Source organism: Streptomyces sp. NPDC045695, assembly GCF_056432025.1.
The window spans coordinates 118,770-134,493 of record NZ_JBWKJU010000005.1; the positions used below are offsets into that span (position 1 = coordinate 118,770).

Consider the following 15,724-nt stretch of genomic DNA (forward strand, 5'->3'; position numbering starts at 1 on the left):
GAGGCGGGGGGGTATCGGTGTACCGCTACCCCGTGATGACCCGCTCCTCGCCCGCGTAGATGTTCATGTCCGGCCCCCTCAGGAAGCCGACCAGCGTCATGCCCGACTCCAGCGCCAGGTCCACGGCCAGCGAGGACGGTGCGGAGACGGCCGCCAGCACCGGGACGCCCGCCATCACGGCCTTCTGCACGAGCTCGAAGGAGGCCCGGCCCGACACCAGCAGGACCGCGCCCGTCAGGGGGAGCCGGCCGGCCTGGAACGCCCGGCCGATGATCTTGTCCACCGCGTTGTGCCGGCCCACGTCCTCCCGCAGGTCGAGCAACTCGCCCGCGGCCGTGAACAGGCCCGCCGCGTGCAGGCCGCCCGTACGGTCGAAGACCTTCTGCGCCGCGCGCAGCCGGTCCGGGAGCTCGCTGAGGACCTCTACGGGAACCCGTACCGGATCTGCGGCGATCCCGGGGAAGCGGGTCGCCGTACGGACCGCGTCCAGGCTGGCCTTGCCGCACAGGCCGCAGGAGGAGGTGGTGTAGACGTTCCGTTCCAGCGTGATGTCCGGGACCGGCACTCCGGCGGCCAGCTGCACGTTGACCACGTTGTAGGTGTTCGAGCCGTCCTCGGTGGCGCCCTCGCAGTAGGTCACGGCCTGTACGTCGCCGGCCGAGCCCAGCACGCCCTCGCTCACCAGGAAACCCACCGCCAGCGCGAAATCGTCGCCCGGTGTGCGCATCGTGATGGCCAGCGGCTTGCCGTTCAGCCGGATCTCCAGTGGCTCCTCGGCCACCAGCGTGTCCGGGCGCACGCCCACCCCGCCGCTGCGGATCCGCACGACGCGACGGCGCTCGGTGACCCGTCCCATGGTGATCAGCCCATCCTTCTTCTCGTCCGTCCCGCCCGCATCCGACCTGCTCATTGTCCCGGTTGCGGCTCCGGCGGGGCTCCCGGCAGCCGGTCCCTCGGAAATCTCCAAATTCCGGACCCCGAATCCTGTCGGGTCACGCGCACACGTACCCACCGGTAGCAGGCAAAGCTGGGTGATCCTGACTTCCGTACGAGGGGGGACCCCGCCCATGACCGGTTCACGCGTGGTGGCGCTAGGGCACTACCAGCCCGCGAAAGTGCTCACCAACGAGGACCTCTCGGCCATGGTGGACACCACCGACGAGTGGATCCGGTCCCGGGTCGGCATCCGCACCCGCCACATCGCGGGCCCGGACGAGCCCGTGGACGAGCTGGCCTTCCAGGCGGCCGGCAAGGCACTGGCCGGCGCCGGCCTGACCCCGGACGACATCGACCTCGTCCTCGTCGCCACGTCCACCGCGATCGACCGTTCGCCCAACATGGCCGCGCGCGTCGCCGCGAAGCTCGGCATGGGCAGCGGCCCCGCGGTCATGGACCTCAACGTCGTCTGCTCGGGCTTCACCCACGCCCTGGCCACCGCCGACCACGCGATCCGGGCCGGCTCCGCCACCCGCGCCCTGGTCATCGGCGCCGACAAGATGACCGAGATCACCGACTGGAGCGACCGCACCACCTGCGTGCTCACCGGCGACGGGGCCGGCGCGGCCGTCGTCGAGGCCAGCGCGGAGCCGGGCATCGGCCCCGTGCTCTGGGGCTCGGTCCCGGAGATGGGCAACGCGGTCCGCATCGAGGGCTCGCCCCCGGTCTTCGCGCAGGAGGGCCAGTCCGTCTACCGCTGGACCACCAGCCAGCTCCCGCCGCTCGCACGCAAGGTGTGCGAGAAGGCCGGGATCACCCCCGAGGACCTGGCGGCGGTCGTCCTCCACCAGGCCAACCTGCGGATCATCGAGCCGCTGGCCGCCAAGATCGGCGCCGTCAACGCCGTCGTCGCCCGCGACGTCGTCGACTCGGGCAACACCTCGGCCGCCAGCATCCCGATGGCCCTGTCCAAGCTGATCGAGCGCGGCGAGATTCCCTCCGGCGCCCCGGTGCTCCTCTTCGGCTTCGGCGGCAACCTCTCCTACGCGGGCCAGGTCATCCGCTGCCCGTGACCCCGCCGTCCGCCGTTCCCCCCGCCGGCCCGGCGGGGGAAGGCGGCCCCGGGGCCGACCACCGACACCGACCACCCGACGAGACACCCCGTCTCGCCAGGTCCGCCGGTGCATGCGTGCAGGTCAGCCCGGCGTGGCGGCCGACCGCCGCCCGGATATGTGGTCGGACCCCCGCCGATCCTTTGCTATTGTTGTCCATGTCGCCGCGGGAAACCGGGGCCGACCACCTAGTCCGGGTGGCGGAATGGCAGACGCGCTAGCTTGAGGTGCTAGTGCCCTTTATCGGGCGTGGGGGTTCAAGTCCCCCCTCGGACACCAGCAGGAACCCCACCCAGGTGGGGTTCTTTTGCGTTTCCGGGCAGTTGACGTCCGAACAGGGTCGGTGATCCGAGGCCCCGGGCCCCTGATGGGGTCCGGGGTCGTTTCGTCACGTCTCCAGGACCACCAGGCCCGTCGGGGTGGTCAGGCTGCCCGGGGTCACCGACGTGAACGTCTGGGGGAGGGACAGGCGGGGGTGGCCGGTCGTCGGGGCGGCGTCGAAGAGGTACGCCGCCGCGGCCCTGGTGTCGCTGACCAGGTGGGGGCCGCCCGCGGCGGGTGTGACGCCGGTGAGCGGTGTGCGGAAGAGGCGGCGCAGGTGGCGCAGGGTCTCCGGGGTCACCGGGGCCCGCATCGGCCGTGGCTGCGCGGCCGGCAGCGAGGGCTCGGCCGTGGCGGAGTCCGCCGGGGAGCCGGCGGCCGGGGCGTCCGGCGGGATCGCGCCCGACAGCAGCAGGGCGAGGAGCACCGGGACGGCCTTGCGGCGCAGGGTCTCCGTGGCCGCGCGCAGGCGGTGGGCGTGGTGCGCGGGCAGGGAGAGCGCGAGGCTGCCGACGGCGTCGCCGGTGGCGATCGGCACCGCCGAGCAGACGACGCCGGGGGAGTATTCGAGCAGGTCGAAGACGGGTGCGCCCGGGGCCACCGCGTCCAGGGCGGTGAACAGCGCCCGGCTGTCGGTGATGGTCTGCGGGGTGAGCCGGGCGGGCCGGTGCCGGGCTACGTGGTCGGCGCGGCGGTCGTGGTCGAGCTGGGTCAGCAGGCACTTGCCGACCGCGCTGGCGTGGGCGGCGGCCCGGAAGTCGACCCACTCCCGTACCGGCGGAGTCGCGGGCCCGTCGGCCATCTGCGTGATCCGGACCTCGCCCTCGGCGTAGCGGCTCAGGTACACCGCCGCGCCCGCGCTGTCCCGGGCCAGGGCCAGGGTGCGCTGGAGCTGGCCCGCCAGACCGTGGCCGCCGGGGGCGGCGAGCCGGTCCAGCGCGGGACCGCTCGCATACACCCCCACGCCCGGGCGGTACGCGTACTCCTCCTCGCACAGCATCGACAGCAGCGGCCGCAGCTCCCCCTCGGCGAGGCCCGACTCCCGTGCGAGCTGGGAGGCCCGCACTCCCAGCGGGTGCCGCTCCAGGACCCGTACGACGGTCAGCGCGCGGCGGGCCTCCGCCAGGGCCTCGCCCGTCCCGTGCCGGACGACGCCCCCGCGGGCCGCCGCCGACACCGCGGGGTGGCGCAGCGGCCCGGCGGCGGCCGGGCAGCCGGACGCGGCCACCGGCGTCTCAACGGAGTCCGAGCCGGAGCCGGAGACCGGGCCGTCAGAGCCCGCGCCCGCGACCCAGGCCGTGACGGGCGGCGGCAGGAACGCGGCCAGCACCCCCGAAAGCCCGGCCCGCGGCAGCGGTACCGGGCCCAGATCGGGGTCGTCCAACTGGTCGACGTAGCGCAGCACGGCCGCCTGCGCGCACAGCCGGACCTCCCGCAGGTCCCGCCGCCCGCCCGGCCGGAAACCGCGGCGGCCGAGCTCGCGCGCCCAGTGCCGGGCGTCGTGGTGCTCGCCGCGCCGGGAGTGGTCGAGGAAGAGGCAGTAGGCGGCCGCCGCGGTGCGCGGGCTCCCGGAACCGGCGGCGAACTGCCACCAGAACCGGGCGCCTTCGCGCAGTCCGGCGAGGTACAGCAGACAGCCGAAGACGATGGCTCCGCCCAGGTCGGTGTGCCCGTCCGCGAGGAAGGCGTCGAGGTGTCCGGCGGCCTTCGGCGCGCACACGGAGGCCAGGCAGGTGGCCTTGAGGTCGCGCCGGGCCCGTTCGGCGTCGAGCGGGCAGTCCCGGGCGGGATCGCTCCAGCCGTAGGCCGGCCGTCGGCGGGCGCGGTGCCCTGCGGCAGGGGCGTGCGGTGTGGCGCGCAGCAGGCGGGCCTCGGCCGCGCCGAGGTCGTAGTGCCGGTAGCGGTCGCGGACGCCGGCCCGGGCGAGGAACTCGGCCAGGGAACGGGGGGTGACCTCGCCGTCCCGCTGCGGTCGGCGTTCGTGCCGGCTCATGACTCGGCCGATTCCGCCGAGTCGGCGGCCTCGGCTGCCGCTGCCTCGGCTGCCGCGGCCTCGGCTGCTTCAGCGGCCGTAGCTGTGTCGGCTCTGGCCGCTTCACCCGCTTCGTCCGCTTCCGCCGGCGTGTCGAGCAGACGGGCCAGCCGCCGGTGGGCCTGGCCGAGGTAGGAGCGGACCGTGGCCTCGTCGACGCCCATCACGGAGGCGGCCTCGCCGGGCGTGCACTGGAGCCCGTACCGCAGGAGCACGGCGTCCCGCTGCCGTTCCGCGAGCCGGGAGACGGCGGAGTAGAAGCGGATGGTGTCGGTCAGCACCTCGTACCGGTCGGCGTGCGCGTCCTTGAGGGCGGCCTCGAAGGCGCTGATGTCCATCGGCTCGGGCTGCTGCTCCCAGGGATGGCGCCGGCCCTGCCGCTCGGCCAGGCAGCGCTTGAGTATGGTCCACGCGTAGGCGTCCAGCCGGTCCATGGGCAGCATCCGCAGCCACTCGCCCATGATCGAGTCGAAGGTGGCGTCCACCGCTTCCTCCGCGGCGGGGTCGGAACCCAGCTGCAGGTACGCGAAGCGCATGTACGTGGGCCGCCGGTTGGCGTGGAAGGCCCAGTACGACAGGCGCGCCGCCGGATCCCACTGGCTCATGGGAGTCGGCCGGCGGCGCCGGCTCGGCAGCCCCACGGCCCCACCGGACTCCTCCGGTCCGCCATCGCTCACCGTTCCACCTCATCCCCTGTGCGCTGGAACAGGAAAGCAGCGCGGGCGCACTCGGGGGGCGCAGAGAGGAAACCTGGAGACAATCAGTCGGTGGTGATCGGCTCGTGATCGATGTCGATCACCCGAGGGCTCAGCCGGTACGTATGCATATGCCTGGTGCGGGTGCCCTCCGGTCTCCGTTCTGGAGCGCGGCCGTCCGGCTGTAGCATGGGCCCGATCGCGAGGGCCGTGACGGAGAGGTCACTGCCCTCGCTTTTGCGTTATCCACCCATGAACAAATGCGGCGCGTGGCCTTTCGGCGGTTCGATACGATGAACCGCATTCACAATCCGTCACGTCACGTCGCACCGCACAGAGGAAATGGAGCATCCGAGGATGGCTCGACACCTGATCACCAGCGCGCTTCCGTACATCAACGGGATCAAGCACCTGGGCAACATGGTCGGGTCGATGCTTCCGGCGGATGTGTACTCCCGGTACCTCCGCCAGCGCGGCCACGACGTCCTCTACATCTGCGCCACCGACGAGCACGGCACCCCGGCCGAGCTCGCCGCGAAGGAAGCCGGCCTGTCCGTCTCCGAGTTCTGCGCGCAGGCCCATGACGCCCAGAAGGCGGTCTACGACGGCTTCGAGCTGTCCTTCGACTACTTCGGCCGCAGCTCTTCCCAGCAGAACCGCGAGATCACCCAGCACTTCGCGCGCCAGCTCCAGAAGAACGGCTTCATCGAGGAGCGCGCGATCCGGCAGGTCTACTCGCCGGTCGACGAGCGCTTCCTGCCGGACCGCTACGTCGAGGGCACCTGTCCGCACTGCGGCTACGACAAGGCCCGCGGCGACCAGTGCGAGAACTGCACCCGCGTCCTGGATCCCACGGACCTGATCGAGCCCCGCTCGGCCATCTCCGGCTCCACCGACCTGGAAGTCCGCGAGACCAAGCACCTCTTCCTGCTGCAGTCCAAGCTCCAGCACGAGGTCGAGGCCTGGGTCAGCGAACACGAGGAGGAGTGGCCGCAGCTGGCCTCCTCCATCGCCCGCAAGTGGCTGACCGAGGGCCTGCACGACCGCGCCATCACCCGCGACCTCGACTGGGGCGTCCCGGTGCCGGCCGACACCTGGCCGGAGCTGGCCGCCGACGGCAAGGTCTTCTACGTCTGGTTCGACGCGCCGATCGAGTACATCGGATCGACGAAGGAATGGTCCGACCTGGACCCGGAGAACCGCGACTACAAGTCCTGGTGGTACGAGGCCGAGGACGTCCGCTACACGCAGTTCATGGCCAAGGACAACGTCCCGTTCCACACGGTGATGTTCCCCGCCACCGAGCTGGCCACGCGCGAGCCGTGGAAGAGGGTCGACTACGTCAAGGCCTTCAACTGGCTGACGTTCTACGGCGGCAAGTTCTCCACCTCGCAGAAGCGCGGCGTCTTCACCGACCAGGCGCTGGAGATCCTCCCGGCCGACTTCTGGCGCTACTTCCTCATCGCCAACGCGCCCGAGTCCGACGACTCGTCCTTCACTTGGGAGCACTTCGCCGCTACGGTCAACAAGGACCTCGGCGGCACCCTCGGCAACTTCGTCAACCGCGTGCTCACCTTCTCCCGCAAGAAGTTCGGCGACGAGGTCCCCGCGGGAAGCCCGGCGGGCGAGCCGGAGGCGAAGCTCGGAGAGCAGATCGCCGAGCTGCTGGCCGAGTACGAGGGCCACATGGAGACGCTCCAGTACCGCAAGGCCGCGGCCGCGCTGCGTGCCCTGTGGTCGGCGGGCAACGCCTACCTGGACGAGAAGGCCCCCTGGCTGGAGGTCAAGACCGACCTGGAGGCCGCCGCGCTCACCCTGCGCACCGCGATGAACCTCATCCACCTCTACTCGGTGGTCTCCGAGCCCTTCATCCCGGCCTCGGCGCGCGCCATGCGCTCCTCCTTCGCGCTGGCCGGCGACACCGCGACCTGGATCACCCCGGAGCAGGCCAAGGCCCTGGACGCCGTCCCGGCCGGAACACCGTTCACGGTGCCGCCGGTGCTCTTCGCCCGGGTCACCGAGGAGGACCTGGAGTCCTACCGCGAGCGCTTCGGCGGTTCCCCGGAGGCCTGAGCCTTCGAGTGACGACGCGGTGAGGGGCGCGACCGATCGAGGTCGCGCCCCTTTCGCGTTCCGGTTCGCGGTCGCGTTCGGGTGCCGCGGTCAGCCTTCGGTCCGTACGAAGGTCCGCACCGCGGTGTCGAAGTAGCCGCGGGCCTCCTCGGTCCGGACCACCGGTGCGGACACCCACACGTCGTACAGCCGCCCGCCCTCCTCCCAGCACAGGTCCCGGGTGTGCCGGGGGCCTTCGGCCGCCGAGAAGCCGTCCCAGGTGAACCGCCAGAGGGCCGCCTGCCGGTCGTCGTGGGTGACGGCCACGACCTCGGCGTCGCGGTAACCGGGGTTGCTCGCAGGTCCCTCTGCGTGGGCGCGCTGGTGGACGGCGAGCGGCCCGCCGGACTCGGGGGCCGACACCTTGATGCCGATGCGGAAGGTCTCACCGGGCGACATGTAGAAGATCCGCGGACCGTCGAGCGTGCGCGTGAAGCCGGTGGGGACGGCGAGCGAGAAGCCCGCCGGGTCGTTCACGATGCGGTAGCCGGCGGGCGCGGGCTTGTTGTCGGGGGAGGGGGCGGCCGCCGGCGTGACCGACGGGGACGTCGGCCCCGTCTTCTCCCGGGGCGCCGTGGCCGTCGGGGTGCGGGAGGAGTCGCCCACGCCTCCGCCCCCGTTCGCGGACGTCTTCGCCCCGCGCGCGTCGTCGTTCATGAGCAGCGTGGCGGCCGACAGGCCGGCCCCGGCGAGCGCGGCCACCAGCAGGCCGGCGATCAGCGCGGCCCGCGGCCCGCGCTTCCCGGGCGCCGGCGCGGACGCGGGCTCGGGCGCGACGGTGGGCGCGGATGTGGGCGGGAGCGGCGCCGTGGGGGCGGGAGCGGCGGCCGCAGCCGGCTCCTGCTCGGCGGCCGGCCTCGTCACGCTGCGCCGCGTCGGCGTGTACGACGGCACGCTGTCCGCCCGGTCCGCCCTGTCTGCAGGGTCCACGCCGTCCACGTCGTCCAGGCAGGCCCGCAGCAGGGTCTCCGCCTGCGCCGCACCCATCCGCTTGGCCGGATCGCGCTCCAGCAGGCCCCGCACCACGGGCAGCAGGGGACCGCACGCGGCGGGCGGCCGGACCTCGCCGAAGACCACCGCGTGCAGCACCCCGCCGAGGGAGTCCCGCCGGAAGGGGGACACCCCGCTGACGGCCGCGCACAGCAGCGCGCCCAGCGACCACAGGTCGGACTCGGGACCCACCGGCGCCTCGGGGGACATCCGTTCGGGCGCGGTGTATTCGGGGGACCCGACGAACGCCCCGGTCGACGTCAGCGTCGTCGCGCCCGCCACCTGCGCGATGCCGAAGTCCGTGAGGACGGCCCGGCTCCCGGGTGCCTCCAGCAGGACGTTCGCCGGCTTGAGGTCCCGGTGCAGCACCCCGGCCGCGTGCGCCGCGCGCAAGGCGCCGAGCAGCGCGATCCCGATCCGCGCGCCCTCGGCGGGGGTCATGGGCCCGGTGCGCGAGAGCCGGTCGGCGAGGGAGCCGCCCTCCACCAACTCCATGACGATGTACGGGCGTTGGTGATCCTCGACGATGTCGTGCACCACGATGATGTGAGGGTGCTTGAGCTGCGCGGCCGCCCGTGCCTCCCGGAGCGTGCGCTCACGTTGGAGCCGGGCCTCGTCCCCGGACAGCGTCGGGTCGAGCGCCACTTCCTTGACGGCGACGCTCCGGCCGAGCAACTGATCGGTCGCCCGCCACACGATGCCCATGCCGCCGCGGCCGAGCCTGGCGTCCAGCCGATAGCGCCCGGCGATCAGACGGGCGTTCTCCCCCTCGGTCCCCATGGCGACATCATGCCGCATCTCGTCCCGCCCACCGCGTGTCGAAGACCGGCCTTGATCGTTTCTTCAGCGGTAAGCCTTACAACTGCTCCGGACATGCGGGAGGACGCGGGTGACCGCTTGGCAGTACTTCGCCGGTGCGGGCCTGGTGGCGGCGCTCTGCCCGCTGTACGGGCACGTGGCGGTGGCGGGCGACGGCCACGGCCACGGCCACGGAGCGCGCCTCGACCTGTGCGTACCCCGCGGGCAGCCGCAGCGGCCCGCCGTACGGCCCTCCGGGCGGCCCTCGGTCCGGGCGGCCGCCCCCGGCGACGACCGGCCGACCGTGCACCACCCGGGGAGGTCCCCCGAGCCGCCCGCCGCCCCGCCGTACCCGGGCCGGCCCGGGCCGTCGCAGCCACCGGCGGAGCCGTCGGCGAAGGCCGGGGCCGGGCGGGCGCAGCCGCCGCCGGCCGCGCCGGGTCCCGGGGGCGAGGACGGTCCGGCCAGGGCCGAAGCGTGGGCTCCGCCCCCGCCCAGAGCCACCGCCGCGCACGTGAGCGCCTTTCACGTGCGTCCGTACCGCTCCGTCGCCCTGAAGCGGCGCGGCCCGGACGGGATGTCCACCGTGATGCTCATGGTCGTCGTCACCACCCCGGCCGTCCTGGCCGCAGCCTCCCTGCGCCCCCGTTCCAAGAGCCGCGGCCGCGGCTGACCGCAGCCCGCGCGTGCGCCCCGTACGGCCCGCACGGGCAGGGGCGTACGCGGGGCCGTGCACCGACCCGTCCACCGATCCACACCGGGAGAAACCACGTGTCCGAATGGCTGGTCCTGGCCATCGCCATGGCGCTCGTCTGCGCCGTCGTCCTCGCCATCACCACGATCCGGCACCGCCGGGCCGCAGATGACGAGGACACCAGCGAAACCCCCGATGTCATCGAGTACATGACGATGATGGTGGGCGTGGTCTACGCGATCGTGCTGGGTCTGGCCATCGCGGGCGTCTGGGAGGCGCGCGGCGCCGCCGAGGACAGCGTCCGCCGCGAGGCCCAGGCGCTGTACGAGGTCACCCAGCGCGCCGACGTCTACCCGGCCCCGGTCCGCGACCGCATCCGCGGTGAGGTGGACGCCTACGTCTCCCACACGGTCGCGGTGGACTGGCCGCGACTGACCTCCGGGGAGACCCCCTCGGCCGAGGGCGCCAAGCTGCTCGGCAAGCTGCGCACCGACGTCACCCACCAGAGCCCGGCCACCGAGCTCCAGGCGCAGGCCTACCAGCCGTTGCTGGACCACATCGCCGCCGCCGACGACGCCCGCCACTCGCGGACGCAGAGCTCCGGGTCCACGCTGCCGGCCGTGGTGTGGCTGGGGCTGGTCGTCGGCGGGGTGGTCACCGTCGGGCTGATCTTCACCCTGCAGATCCGCCGCTCCGGAAGGGAGCTGCTGCTGGCGGGGCTGTTCAGCGCGCTGATCGTGTTCCTGCTCTTCATGGTGTGGAGCTTCGACGCGCCGTACGGCAGGGCCGGGATCGACTCGGCGGCCCCGTTCCAGGACCTGTTCCCGGCGACGGCCATGGCCGCCGCGGGCTGAGCCTGGCCGGGCCCCCACGCCCCGCTTAGGCGGCCACCCGCTGCCGGACGGCCTGCACCACCGGCGAATGCCGCAGGGCGTGGGAGATCCGCAGGAGATCGCGCGGTCCGTCGGCGGTGTCGAGCAGGGTCTCCACCTCGTCCCCGATGGTCTTGCCCTCGGGGTCCGCGGAGCGGGCCCGCACGGCGGCCGCGACCATGGCGGCGTCGGCGACCGCCCGCGCGGTCTCCGGGTCGGCCCCCTCGGCGACGGCGCTCTCGTAGGCGCCGTCGCGCAGGGCCCTGTCGAAGTACGGGCCCAGGTGCAGGAAGCCGTCGTGGATGTCCGACTCCCGCTGGATCACCCGCAGCTCTCCCGCCGTCCACCAGGCCATCTGGACGGACGGCGTGCCGCTGGGCGCGGAGATCTGCACCTCCTGCCACAGGGTGCCGAGCCGGCGGTACGTCGCCCAGGTCTGCCAGTGGTCCGAGAGCCGCTGGCAGACGAGCGGGACCACGAAGCCCATCGCGCTGACCAGCGCGCCCACGGCGGCGAGCGGCGGGGCGACGTAGGTGCTCAGGTCGTCGAGGTTGTGGCCGAACCAGCGGGCGGTGACCGCGGACATCTTCGTCGCGTCGTAGGCGAGGTTGAAGATGTACCCGGCGACGATGATCATCAGGCCGATCCGCAGCCAGCCACGGACCTGCATGGACCAGCGCCAGCACAGGACGACCATCACCACGGCGGCCACGTGGTGCGCCAGCAGGTAGAGGGCGATCATCGCGCTGATGTACGGCGTGTTCGCGTAGTAGGTGTCGAAGTCGCGCAGCCGCTCGACCGGCGTCTCACCGAGCGCGAACAGCACGACCAGCGCCACGATCACGGCGAAGTAGCCGATGATCCAGCGCTGCGAGATGCGAAGGGTCCGCTCGGGCGGCCCGCCACGCCAGTTGACCATGAGGACCAGGCAGGAGGCGCTGAAGGCCGTGAGCAGGCAGTACACCAGCGGGGCGGAGAAGTTGACGACCCCCGTCCAGCGGTTGACCGCCGCGATGGTCGGGGGAGCGGCGAAGGTGAACACCGCTCCCGCCAGGGTCAGCAGGGTCACGACCGAACGCAGGAGCGGGTCGCGCCAGTTGTGCCGGAGCGCCGGCAGCTTGAAGGCGAGTGAGATCGCCATCGCGGCCGCCGGGATGTAGTAGTCCTCGCCGTTCAACGGTCGTTCCTGTGCCCCCGATAGCCCAGCGAGGCCTCGATCCGGCCCGCCAGTTGGTCGCGCTGGGCCGGAGGGCGATGGTTCGCCGATCCGGCCAGCCAGGTCCGGCACCGGCTGCCCAGCAGTAAGCCGAAGGTCTCGGCCTCGGTCTCCTCCTGGACGTCGGCGCGCGTGCGTGCCGCGACGCGGCGGACCGCCTCACCGATGTCGGCCTCGTCGGACAGCAGCCGCGCGGCGACGGCGGCGCCGTCGACGTGGTGGCTGCAGTGACCGGCCTTCATGTGCCACAGCTCGTGGCCCAGGATCACCAGTTGGTGGTCCGGCGCGGTGCGTTCCTCGATGACCACGAGATCGCGGTCCGCCATGTCGAGCCACAGCCCGCTCGCCGTACGCGGAGGGAACGAGGCCATCCGGAAATCCACCCGGCGGCCGCGGTGCCTGCTCATGCCCTCGCAGAGGGCAGCGTAGAGGTCCATGGGTTCCGCGGGTGCGGTCAGCCGGATGCCGGCCACCAGCTCCCCGCACAACCGCCGCTGCTCTCTGCCTATGCTCACCGTTCTCCCCGTCGGCGCGGATCCGGATCAGGACTCAAGGATCAGACCCAGACTTTCGACTGGGTCAGGATTCATTCGGTTTGACGCTTTCGAGGAGCATGTCCAGCCATTCGGTCACCTTGTCACGGTGCTTGTCGCTGGGCAGTTGTGCGGCGCGCCAGGCGATGCCCCGTACGCCGTGGTTCTGGAGGAGTCTTGCCAGCGGATCGCCGGCCGATGCGGCCGAAGCCGGTACGGTTTCCCGCGCGCGGCCCGCGAAGTCCTGGAGCAGCTGTTGCTCGGTCCGCTGGAGCGCGTCGGTGAGGGCGTCGGCGTCATGGGCCGTCAGGAACCCGGCGTGTACCCCGAAGAAGCGCTGGATCGCGTCGCAGTGCTCCATCGTAGGGCGGCGGTCGCCGTTGATCAGGGCTCCGGCCTGCTGCCGGGACATTCCCGCTCCGTCGGCGATCTCCTGCTGGGTGTAGCGGCGGCCGTTGGGTTTGACGCGGGTGCGCCGCAGCAGGTCGAGCCGTTGGAGGAACCGGGTCTGCAGATCGGGCTCGCCGGCCGGCCTGCCCTCCAGCAGGGTCCTGACCACATCCGTGGGCACGCCCGAGGCCTCCGAGAGCCGCCGCAGGTCGAAGACCTGGTTCGGGTCGCGGCCCATCTTGCCCGCGAGTTCGGCGACACGCGTGATGGTGGCTGCCAGGGGTGCGTTGGCTACCGCGACGGGAGCCGGGAAGCCGTCTGTCACCAGTGGTTCTCCTAGATCGCGCGAAGTCGTTACGGCACATGGTCGGCTTCTGGAATCTAGCCGCTCTCGCCGGGAAGGGCTAGAACGTGCCACAGCTGTGGCGGGAATGAGCTGTCAAGAGGCTGGAATTGCCACAATAGTTGACACTCGAATGAAGTCGGTAGCAGGATCGCCACACGGAAATGAAGATCCAGACCGGAGGAGGGGGAGCTCTCGGTGCTACATCTCGCAGCGGTGGGCCCGTCCGATGGCCTCGCCCGAGCCGGTGAGGAGCGCCTGGCGGGCGAGGAGTCCGCACGCGGCGCCGTGCGGTCGGAGCGACGCAAGGAGATTTTGCGCCAGCGCCGCGAGGAGCTGGGCCTGAGCCAGGAGGACCTCGCAGCACGCCTGCGCATCAGCGTGCGTGCGTACGGCAACTGGGAACGGGGCCTGGTCAAGGAGTGGACGGACCGCAAACTGCTCGCCCTGGCCGAGGCCCTGGAGATGAGCGAGCGGCAGTGCTTCTGGCTCTTCCGCGTCATGGTCGACCGTGACCCGCCGCCCACGTGGCGGGCCGCGGAGGAGGCCCGGCTTCCCGAAGACCCCGCGCAGCGCGACTACTTGTGCGACTACGCGGCCTTCATGGAGGCCGTGCCCTACCCCAGCTTCCTGGTGGACCACCGCTGGGACGTCGCGCTCACCAACTCGTCCTTCGACCAGCTCTTCCAGTCCGTACGGCCGCACCCGACGGCCCTGCCGGACGACAACTTCCTGCGCTTCGTGCTGTTCCACCCGGACGCCGCGGGCGTGCTGGAGGACCACGAACCGGGCTGGTGCGTACCGCTGCTGGCACAGTTCGCCACCGCGCTGGCCGCGGCCCCGGAGGACGAGGGGCTGCGCAGCATCCGCCAGGAGGTGGCCCGCGACCCGTTCATGGAGGCGGCCTACCGGTACGGGGTGCCGCACTGGCTGAGCATGCGCGGGACCGACGCCGCCGAGCAGGACGGTGCGGTGCGGGCCGTGCGCCACCCGGACCCGCAGTGGGGGCTGGTGCGCTGCCGGATGGTGGCCGAAAGCAGCCGGATGCTGGACGAGATGGGGCTGACCCGGATCACCCTGATCCTCTCCGCGCCGCTGGGCGGGCCGATCGGTCCTGTGCCGGGTCGCGGCGGAGCCGTGCACCAGCAGGGCGCCCGGCTGCGCGCCGTGCCGTCGCTGGGGGAGTGACCGGACGGGGGAGACTGGTGCCGGCAGGCGCGTGCCGCCGGCCCCGTGCCACCGATCGTGGCATCGATCGTGGCAGCGGGGCCCGCTGCGGCACCTCCGGGAACGGCACTGGCGAAGGGCGGTAAGGACGTGCGGCTGACGATCCTCGGCGGAGGCGGCTTCCGGGTACCGCTCGTCTACGGGGCCCTGCTCGGCGACCGGGCCGAGGGCCGGGTGTCGCACGTGACGCTGTACGACGAGGACCCGGCGCGGCTCGGCGCCATGGCCCGGGTGCTCCGGGACCAGGCCGCGGCCGCCCCGGCGGCGCACGCCCCGGCCGTCACGGCCACCGGGGACCTCGACGAAGCCCTGCGCGGGGCCGATTTCGTCTTCTCCGCCCTTCGCGTCGGCGGCCTCGAAGGGCGCGCCGCGGACGAGCGGATCGCCCTGGCCGAAGGGGTGCTGGGCCAGGAGACGGTGGGCGCGGGCGGGATCGCGTACGGCCTGCGGACCGTGCCGGTGGCCCGCGAGATCGCGCGCAGGATCGCCCGTACGGCGCCCGAGGCGTGGGTCATCAACTTCACCAATCCGGCGGGCCTGGTCACCGAGGCGATGGCCGAGGAGCTCGGCGCGCGGGTGATCGGCATCTGCGATTCCCCCGTCGGCCTCGGCCGCCGCATCGCCAGGCTGCTGGGGGCCCGGCCGGAGGAGGCCTGGATCGACTACGTCGGCCTCAACCACCTGGGCTGGGTGCGCGGGCTGCGCATCGGCGGCCGGGACGAGCTGCCCCGGCTGCTGGCCGACACCGGGGCACTGGAGTCCTTCGAGGAGGGCAGGCTCTTCGGGGCCGAGTGGCTGCGCTCGCTCGGCGCGGTCCCCAACGAGTACCTGCACTACTACTACTTCAACCGCGACACCGTGCGGGCCTACCAGGAGGCCCGGCAGACGCGCGGGGCCTTCCTTCGCGACCAGCAGCGCGGCTTCTACGCCGAGGCGGGCCGGACCGGGCAGCCGGCCGGGGCGGCGCTGGCCGCCTGGGAACGGACCCGGGCCGAGCGCGAGGCCACGTACATGGCCGAGAACCGCGAGGCGGCGGGCGTCGGGGAACGCGACGCGAGCGACCTGGAGTCCGGTGGCTACGAGAAGGTCGCGCTCGCGCTGATGCGGGCCATCGCGCGCGACGAGCGGGCCACGCTGATCCTGAACGTCCCCAACGGTTCGACGCTGTCCGTCCTCGACGCCGAGGCGGTCATCGAGGTGCCCTGCCTGGTCGACGCCAACGGCGCCCATCCGGTGGGCGTCGAGCCGCTGCCGCTGCACGCGGTGGGGCTGGTGACGGCGGTCAAGGCGGTGGAGCGGGAGGTGCTGGCGGCGGCCGCGAGCGGTGCGCGGGCCGACGCGGTGAAGGCCTTCGCGCTGCACCCGCTGGTGGACTCGGTGGGGGTGGCCCGGCGGCTGCTGGACGGGTACGCGGCGGCGCATCCGGGGCTGGCCTACCTGCGCTGATCAGGCG

Annotated in this window: 12 protein-coding genes, 1 tRNA gene and 1 pseudogene; 7 read left to right on the forward strand and 7 right to left on the reverse strand. The window is 72.7% G+C overall.

What is annotated here, in order from left to right; genetic code table 11:
* Positions 1-25: 25 nt before the first annotated feature.
* Complete coding sequence (fdhD, locus tag AC07DU_RS11580) at positions 26-856, reverse strand: formate dehydrogenase accessory sulfurtransferase FdhD (protein ID WP_360889124.1); 831 nt, start codon at positions 854-856, stop codon at positions 26-28.
* Positions 857-1,067: 211 nt separating this feature from the next.
* On the opposite strand from fdhD, the gene AC07DU_RS11585 reads away from it, so the two are divergent.
* Together AC07DU_RS11585 and AC07DU_RS11590 are read left to right on the forward strand one after the other, a co-directional pair.
* Complete coding sequence (locus tag AC07DU_RS11585) at positions 1,068-2,009, forward strand: beta-ketoacyl-ACP synthase III (RefSeq protein WP_360889121.1); 942 nt, start codon at positions 1,068-1,070, stop codon at positions 2,007-2,009.
* A gap of 230 nt (positions 2,010-2,239) precedes the next feature.
* Positions 2,240-2,327: transfer RNA gene (locus AC07DU_RS11590), tRNA-Leu, on the forward strand.
* Between the two features lie 448 nt (positions 2,328-2,775).
* On the opposite strand, the pseudogene AC07DU_RS11595 reads toward AC07DU_RS11590, so the two are convergent.
* Together AC07DU_RS11595 and AC07DU_RS11600 are read right to left on the reverse strand one after the other, a co-directional pair.
* Positions 2,776-3,495 (reverse strand): annotated as a pseudogene (locus AC07DU_RS11595) (IclR family transcriptional regulator domain-containing protein); the annotation flags it as partial.
* 863 nt (positions 3,496-4,358) lie between these two features.
* Entirely contained in the window at positions 4,359-5,078 is a 720-nt protein-coding gene (locus AC07DU_RS11600) for a sigma factor-like helix-turn-helix DNA-binding protein (RefSeq protein WP_479110865.1), read from the reverse strand.
* Positions 5,079-5,453: 375 nt separating this feature from the next.
* Here AC07DU_RS11600 and metG point away from each other — a divergent pair, with 375 nt between their 5' ends.
* On the forward strand, positions 5,454-7,169 hold the full coding sequence (gene metG / locus AC07DU_RS11605; RefSeq protein ID WP_479027699.1) for a methionine--tRNA ligase: 1,716 nt from the start codon (positions 5,454-5,456) through the stop codon (positions 7,167-7,169).
* Between the two features lie 90 nt (positions 7,170-7,259).
* Here the strand turns inward: metG and AC07DU_RS11610 are convergent, their stop codons facing one another.
* Entirely contained in the window at positions 7,260-8,978 is a 1,719-nt protein-coding gene (locus tag AC07DU_RS11610) for a serine/threonine-protein kinase (protein ID WP_479110867.1), read from the reverse strand.
* A 109-nt stretch (positions 8,979-9,087) separates the two neighbouring features.
* Here AC07DU_RS11610 and AC07DU_RS11615 point away from each other — a divergent pair, with 109 nt between their 5' ends.
* Positions 9,088-9,669 (forward strand): hypothetical protein, encoded by a 582-nt coding sequence (locus AC07DU_RS11615; RefSeq protein ID WP_479110869.1) that lies wholly within the window; start codon positions 9,088-9,090, stop codon positions 9,667-9,669.
* Positions 9,670-9,767: 98 nt separating this feature from the next.
* Entirely contained in the window at positions 9,768-10,544 is a 777-nt protein-coding gene (locus AC07DU_RS11620; protein WP_453373175.1) for a bestrophin-like domain, read from the forward strand.
* A gap of 25 nt (positions 10,545-10,569) precedes the next feature.
* Here AC07DU_RS11620 and AC07DU_RS11625 read toward each other — a convergent pair whose 3' ends face one another.
* The 3 genes from AC07DU_RS11625 to AC07DU_RS11635 all read right to left on the reverse strand — a co-directional run bounded on the left by AC07DU_RS11625 (position 10,570) and on the right by AC07DU_RS11635 (position 13,026).
* Complete coding sequence (locus AC07DU_RS11625) at positions 10,570-11,739, reverse strand: MAB_1171c family putative transporter (protein WP_479027691.1); 1,170 nt, start codon at positions 11,737-11,739, stop codon at positions 10,570-10,572.
* Positions 11,736-12,215, reverse strand: coding sequence for a toxin-antitoxin system, toxin component (locus tag AC07DU_RS11630; protein ID WP_392056609.1), 480 nt, complete (start codon positions 12,213-12,215; stop codon positions 11,736-11,738). Before AC07DU_RS11630 ends, AC07DU_RS11625 begins: the two co-directional genes overlap by 4 nt.
* A 142-nt stretch (positions 12,216-12,357) precedes the next feature.
* Positions 12,358-13,026: a helix-turn-helix domain-containing protein gene (locus tag AC07DU_RS11635; protein ID WP_360889083.1), complete on the reverse strand. Its 669-nt coding sequence runs from the start codon at positions 13,024-13,026 to the stop codon at positions 12,358-12,360.
* Between the two features lie 216 nt (positions 13,027-13,242).
* Here AC07DU_RS11635 and AC07DU_RS11640 point away from each other — a divergent pair, with 216 nt between their 5' ends.
* Complete coding sequence (locus AC07DU_RS11640) at positions 13,243-14,232, forward strand: helix-turn-helix domain-containing protein (protein ID WP_360889080.1); 990 nt, start codon at positions 13,243-13,245, stop codon at positions 14,230-14,232.
* Positions 14,233-14,361: 129 nt separating this feature from the next.
* The gene (locus AC07DU_RS11645) at positions 14,362-15,717 is read left to right on the forward strand and encodes a 6-phospho-beta-glucosidase (RefSeq protein WP_479110871.1); all 1,356 of its coding nucleotides are present in this window, start codon (positions 14,362-14,364) and stop codon (positions 15,715-15,717) included.
* The last annotated feature ends 7 nt before the right edge of the window (positions 15,718-15,724 follow it).

Bases quoted from the DNA above. Each gene is read 5' to 3' on its own strand.
- AC07DU_RS11610 (WP_479110867.1), bottom strand. From the start codon at position 8,978: ATGGGGACCGAGGGGGAGAACGCCCGTCTGATCGCCGGGCGCTATCGG.
- AC07DU_RS11585 (WP_360889121.1), top strand. From the start codon at position 1,068: ATGACCGGTTCACGCGTGGTGGCGCTAGGGCACTACCAGCCCGCGAAA.
- metG (WP_479027699.1), top strand. From the start codon at position 5,454: ATGGCTCGACACCTGATCACCAGCGCGCTTCCGTACATCAACGGGATC.
- AC07DU_RS11630 (WP_392056609.1), bottom strand. From the start codon at position 12,215: ATGGACCTCTACGCTGCCCTCTGCGAGGGCATGAGCAGGCACCGCGGC.
- fdhD (WP_360889124.1), bottom strand. From the start codon at position 856: ATGGGACGGGTCACCGAGCGCCGTCGCGTCGTGCGGATCCGCAGCGGC.